This is a genomic window from Sphingomonas sp. AC411 (assembly GCF_979253035.1).
Window position 1 is genome coordinate 42,453 of sequence record NZ_CEEDAQ010000002.1, and the last position, 15,424, is coordinate 57,876.

Consider the following 15,424-nt stretch of genomic DNA (forward strand, 5'->3'; position numbering starts at 1 on the left):
CCTGTTCTGGAAAAATCGGGAACTAGTCGCGACAGTCGAAGTTTGAGTATCGCAGTATGCTAGTATCGAATATCGCTGTGCTGCAAAGATCCTACGTGACAACGCAAACCGGTCCGGCTAAGCGGGCCACGATATTAGGTTCTCTGAATCCTTAAAAGGGGATGAAGTCGTGAAATTGAAGGTCCTTTCCACGGCAATGGCGGCGCTCGCTCGTCGCAGCGCCGACCATCGCGGCAGCGGCACCAGTTGCCACGCCGCTCACCCAGCCTGCAACCGAATCGGTTGATGGCGACAACGCACTCGCTGGTGGTGGCTTCCTGATTGCTGCGCTCGCAGTCGTCGCTGTCGGCGTCGGCATCTATGTCGTTGCTGACTCGGATGACTCGCCCAACAGCCCGTAAGCCGTTCGGTTTCGGATAAGAAAATGGCTCGGATGGTAACACATTCCGGGCCTTTTTCTTGTGCGCTAGCCTTGGATGCTCGTTGATCGACCATGCCTTCGATCAAACTCAAAATCGCGATGGTGGTGTTCTGCGGCTGGCTTGCAACCCAGTCATATGCACAGCTGGGCTTACAACTTCACCCACCATATCTTGCGTCGGCTCCTCGTGCAGCGCTTTCTGCCATACCCGTATCGGCATTACCCGGTCGCGAAGACGATGCCCGCGTCGAGCAGATCGCGGCCCGCCTCGCGGTTGCCGGGCGAATGCGCTGCGCAACACTCGAGCCATATCTTGGCTTCGTTCTTCAACATCTTTCGCAATTCGAGCTGGCCGACCGTCTCGGCATGATCGCCAGACAGGCGCTGGACGAGGGCCCTGGCGTGATCGCGGTAGTTCCCGGCAGCTCGTCGGCTGCAGCTGGGATCCATCCCGGCGACGTGCTGGTGGCCATCGACGGACGTTCCCTGCCCCCGGAAGCCGGACGTACCATGGCATTCGACGTAACGCGCGCCCGCGCGCGCGCCGACGCCGTCCAAGACCTTCTCGCGAGCCATGCTACTCTCAGCTTCCGATTTCGGTATTGCGTAACAACACCGTATTCGTCGTCGACGTGACACCCCAGTCCGCTTGTCCGTCTCATGTCCACCTCGCACGCTCGAACCAACGCAATGCCTATGCCGACGGACGCCATGTCTTCCTAACGACTGGTCTTCTGTCGCGACTGGGCAATGATGACGAACTCGCGTTCATCATTGCCCATGAGATGGCGCATAACATTCTCCATCATGCGACAATCATGCGTGGCGGCGATGTAAAACACGGCATCGGACGCACGCTGGGTCGAAGTGGCCGGATCGTGCGGGAGACGGAACGCGCAGCCGACGCATTCGGTGGCGAACTGATGCTCGATGCCGGCTTCGATCCCGTCAGGGGAGCCGCCATACTCAAGCGCCTCGGTGGAGGCGATCTTGGTGTCGATTTGTTTGCCGCACACGATTCCGCCGGCAAACGTATCGCCGCGATGCGCACTTTGGCCGACGCACGGCACGACCAATGAGCCCGCGTAGCTTTTATCAGGTCCTCGGCGTGCCACGCAATGCGTCATCCATCGAGATCCGTGCGGCCTTCGTGCGCCTCGTCAAACACCATCACCCTGATCATGCGCGCAATGCTGGCGAGCTACCGGGGCGTTTGCGTGAAGTACAACTAGCCTATCGCTGCCTGTCCGACAGCCGCGCGCGCGTGGCGCATGACAAGGCCCTCGAGGAAAACGAACGCCTTCACTTCGCACGCCAACGGAGCGTCCGCGATCGCCTTCAACGCTATGACGGACGCCATCCCTATCCGCAGCCTAATCAGGCCGATTCGCAAGGTCGCGCCAGTCGCAAGCTGCGCTGGCGCTTCCTGCTCGTAGCGATCGTGGGCGTGATCATCCTCGCACGCCTGGTTTGACTATTTCGCGCCAAAGCCGGTGAGCATGATCCCGATGGTACGCAGCGCGATCGGCAGGTCGAGCCACGACGAGAAGAACTTGATGTAGTAGAAATCATAGTGAAGCTTGACGTGGACGTCGTCGAGACCTGCGACATGGCCCTGGTTGACCTGTGCCCAACCGGTGATGCCTGGCCGAACGATATGGCGATAGGCGTAGAACGGCAGCTCACTCTCGTACCAGGCGGACAGCGGGACGGCCTCCGGGCGCGGGCCGATCCAGCTCATCTCGCCGCGCAGAATGTTGACGATCTGCGGCAGCTCGTCGATCCGCGAGCGACGCAGGAAACGGCCGATCCTGGTGATGCGATCATCGGCATCGCGCGTGATTGCCAAATGCCGCGCCGCGGCGTCGCTGGTCGTCGTCTCCTGCTCCACCACCATCGTACGGAACTTGATCATGCCGAACGGCACGCCGCGATAGCCCATCCGGCGCTGGCGAAACAGGATCGGCCCAGGCGAGCTTGCCCGAACCAGCAGCGCGACGACGATCAGCAACGGTAGCAGAATCGGCAGCAGTACGATGCTTGCGACGATGTCGATCGTCCGCTTCACACCACGATAGCCGAGCGCCGGCAGCAGCGAACCGAAACTGTTTTCCGACAAATGCTCGATCTGGACACGCCCGGTCAGCGATTCCGCAACTGCTTGGTGTGATAGACCGGGATACCGGACAGCGCCGCCTGGGCTAGCATACGCCCCATTCGGGTGCGTGGTCCGACCGCAGATCCACCACGATCGAGGCATTAGGTCGTCCGGAACGACAGGTTCGATCAGCTTGATCCAATCGACGTCAGGCGTATCATCGACGATGCCGGTTTTACCGACCGGCACATAGTACATGCGCGTTGGGTGCAGCACGTTGATTGAAATAACCAAGCAGAAAAGTCATGCCTACCGACGCAATATAGCCGGCAAGTAACATCGAACCGCTATAACTTGCTCGCGAAACCAGCAGCATTGCCGCAGCGAAACCAAACGTTGTCGAGAAGGCTGGCAAGATAAAACCGAATGCACGCGCGCCCGGATAGATCGTGACTCTGCGAAACACGAGCAATGCCACTACTGCGGCAATCAGCGATGTCAGCTGCGTGTTGACCGTGCTCGCCAGGTCCAGAGACAACGTACCGGCCACTATCAACGGGGAAATGAGCGGGACACAATACGCGGTTAATGCTACGAGAACGAGCGGCTTCAACAACCGGACCTCTGTGATGGGCTCGCTCGCGTCGATCTCCCCTGATCACCTTGTACTAACAAAAGCCACCCCATACTCAGCCCACGACCAACCATCTCTTTGTTAGAGCTGCGGCAAAGCCAGCGTACAGTCGAGCTGGCAGGGCACTATGCCGGACAACGCGCAAGAGCAAGCAATTGAAATTTACAATAATCACTGCCTACCAGTTGTCATGAGGGCTGTCGGCGAGTGGGATCCGGATACGGCCATTGTCGCTGAAATTAGGTCGAAAACGATGCTTTTATGGGACCGTCGCCATACTCGTGCTGCTTTCCTACGTCCGATGACAACGCGATGCGATTTTGACGATCGCGGGTTATCGTCGTCGACAGGAACCGGTCGGCGCAAACGTACCAAACGCCAACCCCTGGTACGGCCCGCTAGGACCGTACGATCCTGGTGTCGGCATGAGGAGAGCCTAGATATTCGCATCCGGTCAGCCGTTTTTCGTCAAGACCAGGCAATCAGCCAATTTTGCAGGATCGCCTGGTTTATCTTTACTCGGCAATGGCGTTCAGAATCGCACGGCCATAGGCGGTCTTGCTGAAGCGCTGGCCAGCCGCGCGGGCCTGGTCGATCGTAATGAAGCCCTGCTGGTAGGCGATTTCCTCTAGGCAGGCGACTTGGATGCCCTGGCGATGCTGGATGGTGCGGACGAATTCGCTGGCCTCCAGCAAGCTGTCGTGGGTGCCGGTGTCGAGCCAAGCATAACCACGGCCCATCTGTTCGACGAACAGGTCGCCAACGTCCATGTAGAGACGGTTGAGATCGGTGATTTCGAGCTCGCCACGCGGCGACGGCTTAAGGTCGCGGGCAAATTGCACGACGCGATTGTCGTAAAAATACAGGCCCGTAACTGCATGGTGCGACTTGGGCTTTGCTGGCTTTTCCTCGAGGCTGACCGCCTTGCCGCCTTCACCGAACTCGACCACGCCGTAGCGCTCGGGATCCTCGACGCGGTAGCTGAACACCGTGGCGCCGCCCTTGCGTGCGACCGCGCTCGCGAGCAGGTCGGTCAGGTGTGCGCCGAAGAAGATGTTGTCGCCGAGCACCAGCGCGACGTCGTCGTCGCCGATGAAGTCCGCGCCGATCGTGAAGGCCTGGGCTAGGCCCTCGGGCTTGGGCTGTTCGGCATAGGAGATGGCGAGGCCGAACGCCGACCCATCCTCGAACAGCCGACGGTAATTGTCGATATATTCGGGGCTCGAGATGATCAGGATGTCGCGGATGCCCGCGAGCATCAGCACCGACAGCGGGTAATAGATCATCGGTTTGTCGTAGACCGGCAGCAGCTGCTTGTTCACGGCGAGCGTCGCCGGATGGAGCCGCGTGCCCGAGCCGCCTGCGAGAATGATGCCCTTCATTGGGAAATGTCCTTCTTGGAGGCCCCGAGCAGCTCGTCGAGGATGTTGCCGAGCGCGGTCTGCCACGCTGGTGGATGAATGCCGTAGTCGCGGGTGATCGCGTCGTGGCTGAGCAGCGAATTGGCGGGGCGCGTCGCCGGCGTTGGATAGTCGGCGGTGGTGATGCCCTGCACTTCAGCGCTGGCACCACCACGTGCAGCGCTCTGCGCGAAGATCTCGCGGGCAAAGCCTGCCCAGGTGACTGCGCCTGCGTTGCTGAAATGATAGGTGCCGGTGGGGGCGGCGGGATCCTCGACGAGGCGCATCGTGATCTTCGCCAATGCAGCTGCGAGATCGGTCGCGGACGTCGGGCTGCCCTGCTGGTCGTCGACCACGCGCAAGCTCGGGTTGGTCGCCCCGACGCGCAACATCGTCTTGATAAAGTTGTTGCCGTGCGCGCTGACCACCCAGGCGGTGCGGACGATCGCGTGACGTGCGCCCGAGGTGCGGACGGCGAGCTCGCCCTCGAGCTTGGACGCGCCATAGACGCCGAGCGGTGCGACCGGATCGTTTACGTCCCAGGCGCCATCGCGCGCGCCGTCGAAGACATAGTCGGTCGAAACCTGGACGATCGGGATACCGGCCTTCGCGCACGCCTCCGCAAACGCTGCGGGTGCCATCGCATTGACCGCCCAGGCGGTGACGATGTCGCTCTCGGCCTTGTCGACCGCGGTATAGGCGCCGGCCGAGATCACCGCAGCCCAAGGCTGAGACGCGACCATCGCGGCAATCGCTGCGGTATCGCGCAGGTCGAGTTCGTCGATGTCGATCGCGGTGACCGCCCAGCCTGCCGGCCAGGCATAGGCGCTTCAGCTCGGTGCCGAGCTGGCCGTTCCCGCCGGTGACGAGGATCTGTTTTGCGTCGCTCATACCGAAAGCCCGCGGCGCTGGTCGGCCTGGTGCTCGGCGACGATCGCTTCCCACCAGCCCTGATTGTCGAGATACCAGGCGACGGTCTTCTGGATGCCGGTTTCGAACGTCTCGGCCGGTTCCCAGCCGAGCTCGTCCTTGATTCGGCTCGCGTCGATCGCATAGCGCTTATCGTGACCCGGACGGTCGGCGACGTAGGTGATCTGCGTCGCGTAGGACTGGCCATCGGCGCGCGGGCGCAACCGGTCGAGGATCGTGCAGACGGTCTTTACGACCTCGAGGTTCTGCTTCTCGTTGTTCCCGCCGACATTATAGGTCCGGCCGGGCTCGCCCTTTTCGAACACCGCATGCAGCGCGCGGACGTGATCCTCGACGAACAGCCAGTCGCGGACCTGGTCCCCTTGCCGTAGACCGGCAGGTCGGCACCCGCGAGCGCCTTGACGATCATCAACGGGATGAGCTTTTCGGGGAAGTGATACGGCCCGTAATTATTCGAGCAGTTGGTGATCAGCACCGGCAGCCCGAAGGTGTGACCCCAAGCGCTGACGAGATGGTCCGAGCCCGCCTTCGACGCCGAATAGGGTGAGCGCGGGTCGTACGGCGTGTCCTCGGTGAACAGCCCGGTATCGCCGAGCGACCCGTACACCTCGTCGGTCGAGATATGGTGGAAACGGAACGCTGCCTTCGCCTCGTCGTCGAGCCCGAGCCAATAGGCGCGCGCTTCGCTCAGCATCGTGAAGGTGCCGACGACGTTGGTCTGGACGAACGCGCCGGGCCCGTCGATCGAGCGATCGACATGGCTTTCGGCCGCGAGATGCGTGACGATCTCGGGCTTGAACTCGGCGATCGCCGCCTTGACGGCGTCCGCGTCGCAGATATCGCCCTGGACGAAGCGGTAGCGGTTCGAACTCGCGACGCGCTCGACGGTCGACAATGCCGGCATAGGTCAGCTTGTCGAAGTTGAGGACCTCATGGTCGGTGTTCTCGATCAGGTGGCGGACAAGGGCCGAACCGATGAAGCCGGCCCCGCCGGTGACGAAGATACGCATGGGTCTGTCCTTCAGACGAGCGGGCCGAGCGGGCGGCCGTCATAGGGGAATGGGCTGTCGAAATTGGCGAGCAGCGGCTGAACCTGGTCTTTCGCGCTCAGTTCGGGAGTGGTGCCGGCTGGCATCGGCCAGTCGATGCCGCCCGTGCCGATCGCGGGGTCATCCCAGCGAATGCCACCATCGGCATCGGGCGCGTAGGTGTCGGAGCATTTATACGTCACTTCGCAATCGGGCTCGAGCGTCACGAAGCCGTGCGCGAAGCCGATCGGAATGAAGAGCTGGTGGCCATTCTCGGCGGACAATTCGGCGCCGACCCACTGCCCATAGGTCGGCGAGCCGTTGCGGATATCGACCGCGACATCGAAGATCCGGCCACGGATGCAGCGCACCAGCTTGTCCTGCCCGCGCCGGGGAGTCTGGAAATGCAGCCCGCGCAAGGTGAAGGCGGGGACGGACAGCGAGTGATTGTCCTGCACGAAGGTGCAGGTGATGCCCAGCTTGGCGAACGCCTCGACGTTGTAGGTTTCGGTAAACCAGCCGCGGGTGTCACCGTGGCGCCTGGGGCGGATCAATTGAACGCAAGACATGGGCAGGCGACATAGCCCTGCACTCGGCAAGGAGCAATCGGGCGAGCGGCTCGGGTTCGCAGCGCGCCGTTCGCCCTCGACGACTATGCGACCCGACGCACCCGCACCAGATATTGCATGATCATGAACCGGCCCAGCATGCCGAAGCTCAGCGCATTGAGCAGGCCTTTTTCCTGCCGAGATACCCACCGACGGTTTCGAGCTTCAGCCCCGATTTCGTCATCATCTCGACCGCACTGGCCTTGGTGAACCAGCGCAGATGCGTCCGATCGAGCAGCCCTGCATCCTGCAATTCATACCGACCGCAAAGAACCAACGGCAGCACCAGGCTATGATGATTGACGTTCGGAATGCTCGCGACGACGATCCCGTTGAGCGCCAGGCCCTTGTGGAGTTCCTCGACCGTCGACCACGGATCCCGCAGATGCTCGAGCACGTCGAGGCATAGGATCGTGTCGAACGGCCCATGGTCTTCGAGAAGCGTGCGCAAGAAGAAGACCGGGTCTTCAAGATTTCCGCTGACCGCGACGTCGATGCCATCTGCGGTATCTCCAGCGACCTGATCCGCCACGACCACAAATGTGGCCCCATGCGTGGATTTCAGTGCAGCACCTGTTGCCCCGACGCCACCACCGAGATCGAGCACGCGTCCCGCACAATCGGCAATGATATCAAAAACATCACTACGGACATGATTATGATATTTATCTATAGCTTCGATCATAATTGTTTTTCCAAGCTTGATACATAATCATCAACCAGGCCGGTATTCACCATTGTCCATATTCAATTGTATAATTAAATGCCTTACCTATCTCACCATGATTTTTTGATTTATAAATCACTGCTTTCCGCGAATAATTCTCCTATTTAATTTATGACAGCTCGCCATGCCTTCATTGTCACGGGGATTTCCGAACGAACCTTCGCCATCGCCGTGGGAAGGAAATAACGGGCAATCTCTCCGAAACCCGATCGGAGCATCGGACTTGCACCCGAGGCACCCGCAGGCCAGAGATGGCGTGACGCCACGCCTTGCGCAGATCGACAGCACGGATCTGCCGTAGATCAACTGGCCAGCTCGAAGCGGCGCTTTTCCGACCCGGTCGGTAGCACCCTGTCGTGATGCCGGCTTTTAGAAGGGAACGACTATGCGGAATCGCACCGGTATCGATCGGCGATGGATGATGGGCAGCACTTTGCTGGCAATCGCGTCGACAGCATGCGGCCAGGCTGCGCGTTCGAGTGGCGCCGGAACCGTCCGTGCGTTCGGTGCGCGGGGTGACGGCGTCACCGACGACGCGCCAGCGATCCAGCGTGCCATCGATGCGGCCGCACAGGCCGGCGGAGGCGTGGTGACGCTCGACCCCGGCACCTATCTGTTACGCTATCGTCCCTCCGACGACGGCGATGGCGGCAGCGCCTTGACGCTGCGCTCGGGCGTGACGCTCGAAGGGACCGATCGCGCACGGTGCATCCTGAAGCTTGCCAATGCGCAGTTGGGCCCGGGCAGCTACGCGCGGATCATCGCCAGCAAGGGCGAGATCAGCCGCGCCGTGCTCCGAGGCTTTACGATCGATGGCAGCCGCCAAGGCCAGGGACAGTTCCGCGACGGGTTCGGCGGTGCCGCTGTGCTGCTGGGCTGGAAGGGACGCTGCGTCGACGTGACGGTTGAAGATCTGACCGTTCACGATGCCGTCGGCCAGGGCATCATGCTGCAGGGATCGATCGAGTCCGTATCGCGCAACCTGCGCATCGCCAACAACCTGGTCGAGCGGACCAGCTTCATCGGCATCCAATGCTCGCAGTTCGACGGCGTCGAGATTGTCGGCAACCGGATCAACGACTGCTACGACAATGCGATCGACGTGCTATGGCGACGATACCGCCGGCCATTCCACGGTCGCCACGTCGCATCGCGCGACGATCACCGACAACCAGATCCGCGGATGCAGCATCGGCGTGTTCCTGGAAACCGTTGCCGACTGCGTCGCCGCCCGCAACGTGATCGCCGACTGCAAGATTGCGGGCGTACGCATCAATCGCATTCACGGCGAACCGCGCAACCTGACGATCGAGCGCAACACGATCAGCGGCACGCCGATCGGCGTCGCGATGGGCGGGGATACGGGCGGCGTCGTCATCCGGGACAATGCCATTCGCGGTTTCACCAAGGCCGGTATCGAATTCAGCTACAACGTCAGCCGCGTGACAGCGACCGCGAACCGCTTCGTACCCGCCACCCGGACGACACCGATCGTACTCGGCCAGCCGACCACGCTGGGTTCGACGCCCGAAGAGCAGCTCGCGCATGTCAACATCCAGAACAATCGAGTCCCGCGCGGGCACGACCAGGAAAGCCTGTTCGTGAACCGGTACCGGCGTGTTGCCGATGTCGAGGTCGGCCAGTTCGTCCGCCAGTAGCACATCCAGGCAGGACCCGTGCCTTTGTCCCGCAGGTCCCGCTACCACGCGAAGACGCCTGTGCCACGCTGGTGATCGAAACTGGCATCAGGCTTCGTCGCGCGCGCGGCCTCGTCAGGCCGGCGATCGGCATGGACCTGCCTTGGATGGCGAAGCGCGCTTACCTTGCGATCCCGTCCTTGACGATGGTAGGCGGCCGAATGAAGTGGTTGATAGGACAGGCGTCTCGCCATCGTGCTTTGGCGGTGGGGCTCACCGCCCAGATCGTCCAATACGGATCCGCGTTGCTGCTGATCCCGTTCATGGTAACGCGGCTGTCCGCTCCGACGATCGGAATCTGGTATATTTTCGTGACCGTCCAGTCGCTTGCCATGGTGTGCGATTTCGGTTTCCAGCCCAGCTTCACGCGGGCGATCGCCCTCGCCTTGTCGGGCGCCAGGAAGCTCGAACGCACCGGGCTTGGCGAGGCCGTGCCGCAGGACGAGCAGCCGAACTATCGTCTGGCGGCCGAAGCCCTCGCTGCCGCGCATCGCTTCTATCGCCTGCTGGCACTCGGCGTAGTGGTGATCCTGGTCGTCTGCGGCCTGCCCTATATCACGATGCTGGCGCGCGAAGGCGGCATCCCTACCGGATCGGTCCAGACCGCCTGGTTGCTGTTGTGCGGCAGCATCGGACTGACGCTGTCCTTCCTGTGGATCAGCCCCTACTGATGGGGTCCGGTCGGGTCGAGCAGAACTATCTCTACATCATCGCCAACCGCTCGACCTTTTCGATCCTGGGGATCATCGTTCTGCTGTCGGGAGGTGGACTGGTCGCGCTTGCGATGACGCTGATCGGGGCGCAGATCTTTGCCAGGCTGGTGGCGCAACGCTTCATGCGGGGAACGCTGGGCGATCACGACGCCCGCAATGCCGACCGCGATGCAGTGCGCGATGTGCTCAAGATCGTATCGCCCAACGCCGGTCGCATGGGTGCCGTCGCGATCAGCGGCTTTCTCATCACGCGCTTCAGCCTCTTCGTGATCTCAAGCGTCGCAGGCGTCGCGGTCGGTGGCACCTATGCGTTGTCGCTGCAGCTGTTGATGGCGCTGTGTGCAGCCGCACAGCTGCCGATGCAGGTGGCCATGCCGCGGCTGGTCGCCGCGCGCGTCGCACAAGACGGTGTCGAACTCCGCCGCATATTCGGTGGCGCGATGATGCTTTACGGCGCGATCTATCTCACCGGCGCCGCGTTCGTGCTGTTTGCCATACCGCCGCTGTTGACGCTGATCGGCAGCCATATCGCGTTGCTCGATCGGCCGGTTCTGGCGTTGCTTGCGGTGATCCTGCTGCTCGAAGGATTCCACTCGAACGCCGCCTTCTTCATCACTACCGCGAACAATGTTCCCTTTCTGCGGTCATCGATCCTGTCGGGTATCGCCGTCGCGACCGGTGTGATCCTGCTGAGCTGGGGTGGTGCAGGAGTCGCGTGGATCATCCTGTGCCAAGGCATCGTGCAGCTGGCTTACAACAACTGGCGCTGGCCATTGATGGCCTGGCGGGAGATCGCACGGACATGACCCGGGACACTCCGAACGACGAAAGCCGTTTCGTTTGGCGCCCCGAACCCGATGCGCCGATCGCGGGACTGACCAGCGAATGCATGTTCCGAAAGCACGGTGCGCATCGATCCTCGGGGCACGAAACCGACGCTCACGATCGCCATCCCGACATATCGACGCCCCGGCTTGCTCGAAGAGACCGTGGCGAGCGTGCTGGCCCAGACCGATCTCGACGGCGTCGAACTGGTCATCGTCGAGGACGATCCCGGCTCGGCCGATGCGGACCGGCTGCTCGCCGCGCTGCCCGGGCTCCGCGACATCGCCTTTCGCTATTACGGCAATGCCATCAACGCCGGGCTGTTCGGCAACTGGAACAGGAGCCTGTCGCTCGCACGCGGCGAATGGGTCACGATCCTCAACGACGACGACCTGCTCGACCCTGTCTTCGTTGCGACCATACGCCGGACGCTGTCCGCCGATCCGGCAATCGACGCGGTCGCGTGCTCGCTGCGGTTTCTCGACCAGCGTGCAGGCGTGGGCGACCCCACTGCGCCGCTGTCCCGCGCGGAAAAGCTGCGCAACCTGTTCCGCTTCGGACTTAGCAAGACGCGCCGCCTGCGTCCTGCGCAGATGTTCTTCGGGAGCCTCGCTGGAAGTGGCCTGGGGCTCATCGTCCGGACCGAGGTAATCCGTGCGCTCGGCGGGTACCGCGCCGCGGATTGCCCGTCGGCGGACTATTTCTTCATGACCAGGCTCGCGCGCTATCATCGCTTCGTCCAGCTTCGTGCACCGCTCGCGATCTCGCGCGTCGATACCAACGTCTCCTCGCGCCCGGAGACCCAACTGGGCTTCCTGCGCTGCCAGGCCCGGCTGCAGGATGCCTTGCTCGACAGCGGCATCGCGCCACGCTGGTGGCGCCATATCCAGGCGTCGACGATGGGCATCGCCTTGCGCCATACCAACCGGTACTGGAACCAGGCTTTTGATCGCGAGGACGTCGCACGCACGATCGATGCGACCATCTCGTTCCGCCATTTGCGCGCCGTGCGGTGGTACCGCTTGCTGATCGGCGCAGTATGAGCGCCGCCATGACGACCGCTACAGCCCCCTTCCCCACGCTCGATCCGATCGATCGGCCGCTGCGCATCCTGAACGTCAGCCAGAATTATTACGTCCGCGGGGGATGGACGTCGCGATGTTCCGCCTAGAGGACATATTGAAGGCGCACGGCCACCAGGTCATCCCTTTTGCCGGCGCCGACCCAGCGAACCGGCCGAGTGAATACGCACGCTATTTCCCGCCTGCGCCGCCCACCAGCGATACCGGCTCGGCCGATCTGCTGCGTACGCTCTACTCGCCGGCCGCGCGGCGCGCGATCGGTCGGGTCCTCGACGAACAGGCGATCGACCTCGTCCACCTCCACAGCTATTTCAAGCGCCTGACACCCGCCATCCTGCCGGAGATCGCACGGCGTGGTATTCCGATTGTGCAGACCATGCACGAATATCGCGCGGTCTGCCCGATCTCGCTGCTCTACCGCGACGGCCATGTCTGCACCGACTGCCACGATCGCCGCTACACCCAAGTGGTGCGGCATCGCTGCGCCGGGGGATCGCTGACCCGGTCGCTCTGGAACATGGCGGAGATGCGGTTGTCGGACATGCTCGGCCACAAGCGCGATATCGCCCGCTACCTCTCGATCAGCGATTATCAACGCGATCGCCTTATCGAGATGGGCATGGCGGGCGAGCGCATCGAGACGATCCATCATCCGGTGACCTTGCCGCCTGCGGCTGCGGAAGCGCCGCGCGACTATGTGCTCTTCGTCGGGCGGCTGGAACGGTACAAGGGCATCTTCCCGCTGGTCGACGTGGCGCGAGCGCTGCCCGCCATCCGCTTCGTCTTCGCAGGCGAAGGTCCAGATGGCGATGCGGTGCGTGCCCATGCTGCCGGCCTCGCCAATATCGAATGGCGTGGCAATCTGGACGGTGCCGCGTTGGCGACCGCGAGGAACGGCGCCTTGTGCGCGGTCGTCCCGTCGCTCGGGCCCGAGCCGTTCGGGCTCACCTCGATCGAAGCACTGGCGCACGGCACCCCGGTGATCGCGTCGGCGATCGGTGGGGTCGCCGAGACCGTCCGCGATGGAATCGACGGTTTCCACGTCGCCCCCGGCGACCGCGATGCACTGATCGACCGCATCCTGCGCTTTGCCGACGCCCCCGACATGGCGCGCCGGATGGGGTTGGCGGGCCGCGCCCGCGCTGCGGAGGACTTCTCGCCCGAACGCTATTATCAACGGACGATGGCCGTCTATCGGCAGGTCCTGTCGGCAACACGGAGTGACGCGGCATGATCGCAAACGTGATCGCAAAGCTTACCGGGCGGACCTACGCCATCGATGCCGGCGACATCGGCTATCTCATCGCGAAAGGCGGCATCCCCTTCCTGCGCGGCCTGATGTGGAGCCTGGTCCGGCTGAGGCGACCGAGCGGCCTGTTGCTCGGCCCCGGCATCCAGTTCGTCCAATCCGGTCGCTTGAGGCTTGGTCGCGGCGTCGCGATCGGTGGCTATGGCTATGTCGACTGCGCCGCGAAGGACGGGCTGTCGCTCGGCGACCGCGTGACGTTGCGCGAACGCGTGTGGATCCAGAGCCGGAGCGGCCTCAACCGGCGTGCAGCGAGCCTCACGATCGGCAAGCGAAGCTATATCGGCCCAAACGCTGTCATCGGTCTTGGCGGTCCAGTTGTGATCGGCGAGGACGTCCAGATCGGCGCCGGCCTGACCATCACCGCGGAATCCCATGAGGCCGGTCCGGACGGCAGCTTCGTCTCGGGTGCGGTATCGCGCAAGGGCGTCACGATCGGTCGCCGGTGCTGGCTGGGCAACAACGTGTCGATCCTCGACGGCGTCACGATCGGCGAAGGCGCGGTGATCGGGGCGGGCTCGGTCGTGACGCGCTCGATCCCCGCCTTCTCGGTCGCGCTCGGCGCACCGGCGCGCGTCACCCGATCGATCGGCCCTGCAGATCAGCTCGGTCGGTAGGACGGCGCCCCACGCGCGGACCCGCTTGCGGACCGGCTTCCGGCCCCACGCCTGTCGCCATACCGACACGCACAGGGTGTGGCGCCAGCAGCCGGCGCTTGCCGCGCCGGAACAGCGCCTTCGCCTGCCGGAACGCGAAGGGATGACCGGCATGTTCCAGCGCGAGGAACGCCCAGAGGATCGGCATCACCTTCGACGAACTGAAGATGTCGATGAATACCGCAGCCACTGCGAGCATCACCAGCGAGAACTTGCCGATGCTCCTCTGCTTGAGCGCACGCAGTGAAACCACGATCCAGCCAAGGAACAGCACGACGCCGATCAGCCCGGTTTCGCCGAACACGCGGACGTAATACCCGTCGACCGCGTTGCTCCACGCACCCGGTCCCCAGCCGACGAACAGCGTGACCCAAGTCGCGGCGGTCGACTTGATGATGATCGGCCAGCGGACGGCACGGTATTTGAAACTCAGATCGCCGCGCGTGTTGGGCATGTACCGGAAGATGAGAATGCCGTTCAGAAACCGCTCGCGATAATAGCTCGGTCGCGGCACCGTCGGAACGCGCTTCCACGTATATTTCAGCAGGCTCCCCATCGCCAGCGGTGTTTCCGATTCACCAAGACGCGACTTGCTGATCGCCGTGTACAAGGGCTGTGCGGCGACCGTCGCGACGACCGCGCCGGCAAAGCCGATCGCCATCGTGCGACCAGGGCGCGCAGCCGCAAAGCTGACAAGGATTCCGAGCAGCGTGACGCGCGCCTGGGTCAGGAAGATGAGCACGATCATGAACGGCGTGAGCCACAGGGCCGGTGCCGCATAGGCCAGCATCGCCAGCATCGCCGACGTTTCGAACGGTCCCGAGGTATTGATCGTCAATCGTTGCGATGCGCCGGCAAACTTGCCGATGCGCCCGATCACGCCGAAATATTCCGCCCCGCCCCATATGATGAAGACGCTACAGACGATCAGCAGCGCGGTCCGCAACGCGCGCGTGCTCAGCCGCGGCGCGGCCTCGTAGATGATGAAGAACCATGTCATGTATTGCGCCAGCCGCAGACCATAGACGATCCCGACAAGCCCGCCCTGCGCGATGTTGATGACTGCGGTGAGGAGCCCGAAACCGATGAATATGAGATACGCGCGGGCATAGATGGGGATCGACAGGCGCCAGCGCGCGGTGACGATATAGATGAAGAACGCGAACGCACTGATGAGGTCTTCAGGACGGATGGCTGCGGCGCCGATCGCGTACAGGTCGATCTTTGGCGCCAGAACGTACAGCGCGAAAAGGACCAGATAGATATTCATCGCACGGTTCCGGGTGAAGGACGCCAACG

General features: G+C 62.8%; 17 protein-coding genes and 2 pseudogenes. 9 read left to right on the top strand and 10 right to left on the bottom strand.

Annotation, left to right across the window (positions count from 1 at the left end):
- The first annotated feature begins 787 nt into the window (after positions 1-787).
- From AC0IX7_RS20640 to AC0IX7_RS20650, 3 genes are read left to right on the top strand one after another with little or no spacing between them, the layout of a single operon-like run.
- The gene (locus tag AC0IX7_RS20640) at positions 788-1,057 is read left to right on the top strand and encodes a PDZ domain-containing protein (protein WP_471814237.1); all 270 of its coding nucleotides are present in this window, start codon (positions 788-790) and stop codon (positions 1,055-1,057) included.
- Entirely contained in the window at positions 1,024-1,500 is a 477-nt protein-coding gene (locus AC0IX7_RS20645) for a M48 family metalloprotease (RefSeq protein ID WP_471814095.1), read from the top strand. The genes AC0IX7_RS20640 and AC0IX7_RS20645 overlap by 34 nt, the downstream gene beginning before the upstream one ends.
- Positions 1,497-1,895 carry a J domain-containing protein gene (locus AC0IX7_RS20650; RefSeq protein WP_471814096.1) on the top strand — a complete coding sequence of 133 codons (399 nt, stop codon included), beginning with the start codon at positions 1,497-1,499 and terminating at the stop codon, positions 1,893-1,895. Before AC0IX7_RS20645 ends, AC0IX7_RS20650 begins: the two co-directional genes overlap by 4 nt.
- On the opposite strand, the gene AC0IX7_RS20655 is transcribed toward AC0IX7_RS20650, so the two are convergent.
- From AC0IX7_RS20655 to AC0IX7_RS20685, 7 genes and pseudogenes are all read right to left on the bottom strand, one after another.
- Entirely contained in the window at positions 1,896-2,768 is an 873-nt protein-coding gene (locus AC0IX7_RS20655; protein WP_471814098.1) for a sugar transferase, read from the bottom strand.
- Positions 2,755-3,132: a hypothetical protein gene (locus AC0IX7_RS20660; RefSeq protein ID WP_471814099.1), complete on the bottom strand. Its 378-nt coding sequence runs from the start codon at positions 3,130-3,132 to the stop codon at positions 2,755-2,757. The genes AC0IX7_RS20655 and AC0IX7_RS20660 overlap by 14 nt, the downstream gene beginning before the upstream one ends.
- Before the next feature lie 536 nt (positions 3,133-3,668).
- Entirely contained in the window at positions 3,669-4,535 is an 867-nt protein-coding gene (gene rfbA / locus AC0IX7_RS20665) for a glucose-1-phosphate thymidylyltransferase RfbA (protein ID WP_471814101.1), read from the bottom strand.
- On the bottom strand, positions 4,532-5,344 hold the full coding sequence (rfbD, locus tag AC0IX7_RS20670) for a dTDP-4-dehydrorhamnose reductase (RefSeq protein ID WP_471814239.1): 813 nt from the start codon (positions 5,342-5,344) through the stop codon (positions 4,532-4,534). The genes rfbA and rfbD overlap by 4 nt, the downstream gene beginning before the upstream one ends.
- A 96-nt stretch (positions 5,345-5,440) precedes the next feature.
- Positions 5,441-6,493: pseudogene (gene rfbB / locus AC0IX7_RS20675) on the bottom strand (dTDP-glucose 4,6-dehydratase).
- 11 nt (positions 6,494-6,504) lie between these two features.
- Positions 6,505-7,080 carry a dTDP-4-dehydrorhamnose 3,5-epimerase gene (rfbC, locus tag AC0IX7_RS20680; RefSeq protein ID WP_471814103.1) on the bottom strand — a complete coding sequence of 192 codons (576 nt, stop codon included), beginning with the start codon at positions 7,078-7,080 and terminating at the stop codon, positions 6,505-6,507.
- Between the two features lie 148 nt (positions 7,081-7,228).
- Positions 7,229-7,804 carry a class I SAM-dependent methyltransferase gene (locus AC0IX7_RS20685; protein WP_471814105.1) on the bottom strand — a complete coding sequence of 192 codons (576 nt, stop codon included), beginning with the start codon at positions 7,802-7,804 and terminating at the stop codon, positions 7,229-7,231.
- A 463-nt stretch (positions 7,805-8,267) separates the two neighbouring features.
- Between AC0IX7_RS20685 and AC0IX7_RS20690 the strand changes: the two are divergent.
- Positions 8,268-8,408 (top strand): annotated as a pseudogene (locus tag AC0IX7_RS20690) (hypothetical protein); the annotation flags it as partial.
- Between the two features lie 54 nt (positions 8,409-8,462).
- Here the strand turns inward: AC0IX7_RS20690 and AC0IX7_RS20695 are convergent.
- On the bottom strand, positions 8,463-8,879 hold the full coding sequence (locus AC0IX7_RS20695; protein ID WP_471814106.1) for a hypothetical protein: 417 nt from the start codon (positions 8,877-8,879) through the stop codon (positions 8,463-8,465).
- 58 nt (positions 8,880-8,937) lie between these two features.
- On the opposite strand from AC0IX7_RS20695, the gene AC0IX7_RS20700 reads away from it, so the two are divergent.
- Positions 8,938-9,504: a right-handed parallel beta-helix repeat-containing protein gene (locus AC0IX7_RS20700; RefSeq protein WP_471814108.1), complete on the top strand. Its 567-nt coding sequence runs from the start codon at positions 8,938-8,940 to the stop codon at positions 9,502-9,504.
- A gap of 41 nt (positions 9,505-9,545) precedes the next feature.
- Here the strand turns inward: AC0IX7_RS20700 and AC0IX7_RS20705 are convergent, their stop codons facing one another.
- Complete coding sequence (locus AC0IX7_RS20705; RefSeq protein WP_471814110.1) at positions 9,546-10,034, bottom strand: hypothetical protein; 489 nt, start codon at positions 10,032-10,034, stop codon at positions 9,546-9,548.
- Positions 10,035-10,213: 179 nt separating this feature from the next.
- Here AC0IX7_RS20705 and AC0IX7_RS20710 point away from each other — a divergent pair, with 179 nt between their 5' ends.
- The 4 genes from AC0IX7_RS20710 to AC0IX7_RS20725 all read left to right on the top strand — a co-directional run bounded on the left by AC0IX7_RS20710 (position 10,214) and on the right by AC0IX7_RS20725 (position 14,086).
- Positions 10,214-11,062 (top strand): hypothetical protein, encoded by an 849-nt coding sequence (locus AC0IX7_RS20710; protein WP_471814112.1) that lies wholly within the window; start codon positions 10,214-10,216, stop codon positions 11,060-11,062.
- A 99-nt stretch (positions 11,063-11,161) separates the two neighbouring features.
- On the top strand, positions 11,162-12,124 hold the full coding sequence (locus tag AC0IX7_RS20715; RefSeq protein ID WP_471814114.1) for a glycosyltransferase family 2 protein: 963 nt from the start codon (positions 11,162-11,164) through the stop codon (positions 12,122-12,124).
- 115 nt (positions 12,125-12,239) lie between these two features.
- Positions 12,240-13,397 carry a glycosyltransferase gene (locus tag AC0IX7_RS20720; RefSeq protein ID WP_471814115.1) on the top strand — a complete coding sequence of 386 codons (1,158 nt, stop codon included), beginning with the start codon at positions 12,240-12,242 and terminating at the stop codon, positions 13,395-13,397.
- Positions 13,394-14,086 carry an acyltransferase gene (locus AC0IX7_RS20725; RefSeq protein WP_471814117.1) on the top strand — a complete coding sequence of 231 codons (693 nt, stop codon included), beginning with the start codon at positions 13,394-13,396 and terminating at the stop codon, positions 14,084-14,086. The genes AC0IX7_RS20720 and AC0IX7_RS20725 overlap by 4 nt, the downstream gene beginning before the upstream one ends.
- On the opposite strand, the gene AC0IX7_RS20730 is transcribed toward AC0IX7_RS20725, so the two are convergent.
- Positions 14,046-15,395 carry a hypothetical protein gene (locus tag AC0IX7_RS20730; protein WP_471814119.1) on the bottom strand — a complete coding sequence of 450 codons (1,350 nt, stop codon included), beginning with the start codon at positions 15,393-15,395 and terminating at the stop codon, positions 14,046-14,048. The genes AC0IX7_RS20725 and AC0IX7_RS20730 overlap by 41 nt on opposite strands.
- Positions 15,396-15,424 lie beyond the last annotated feature (29 nt).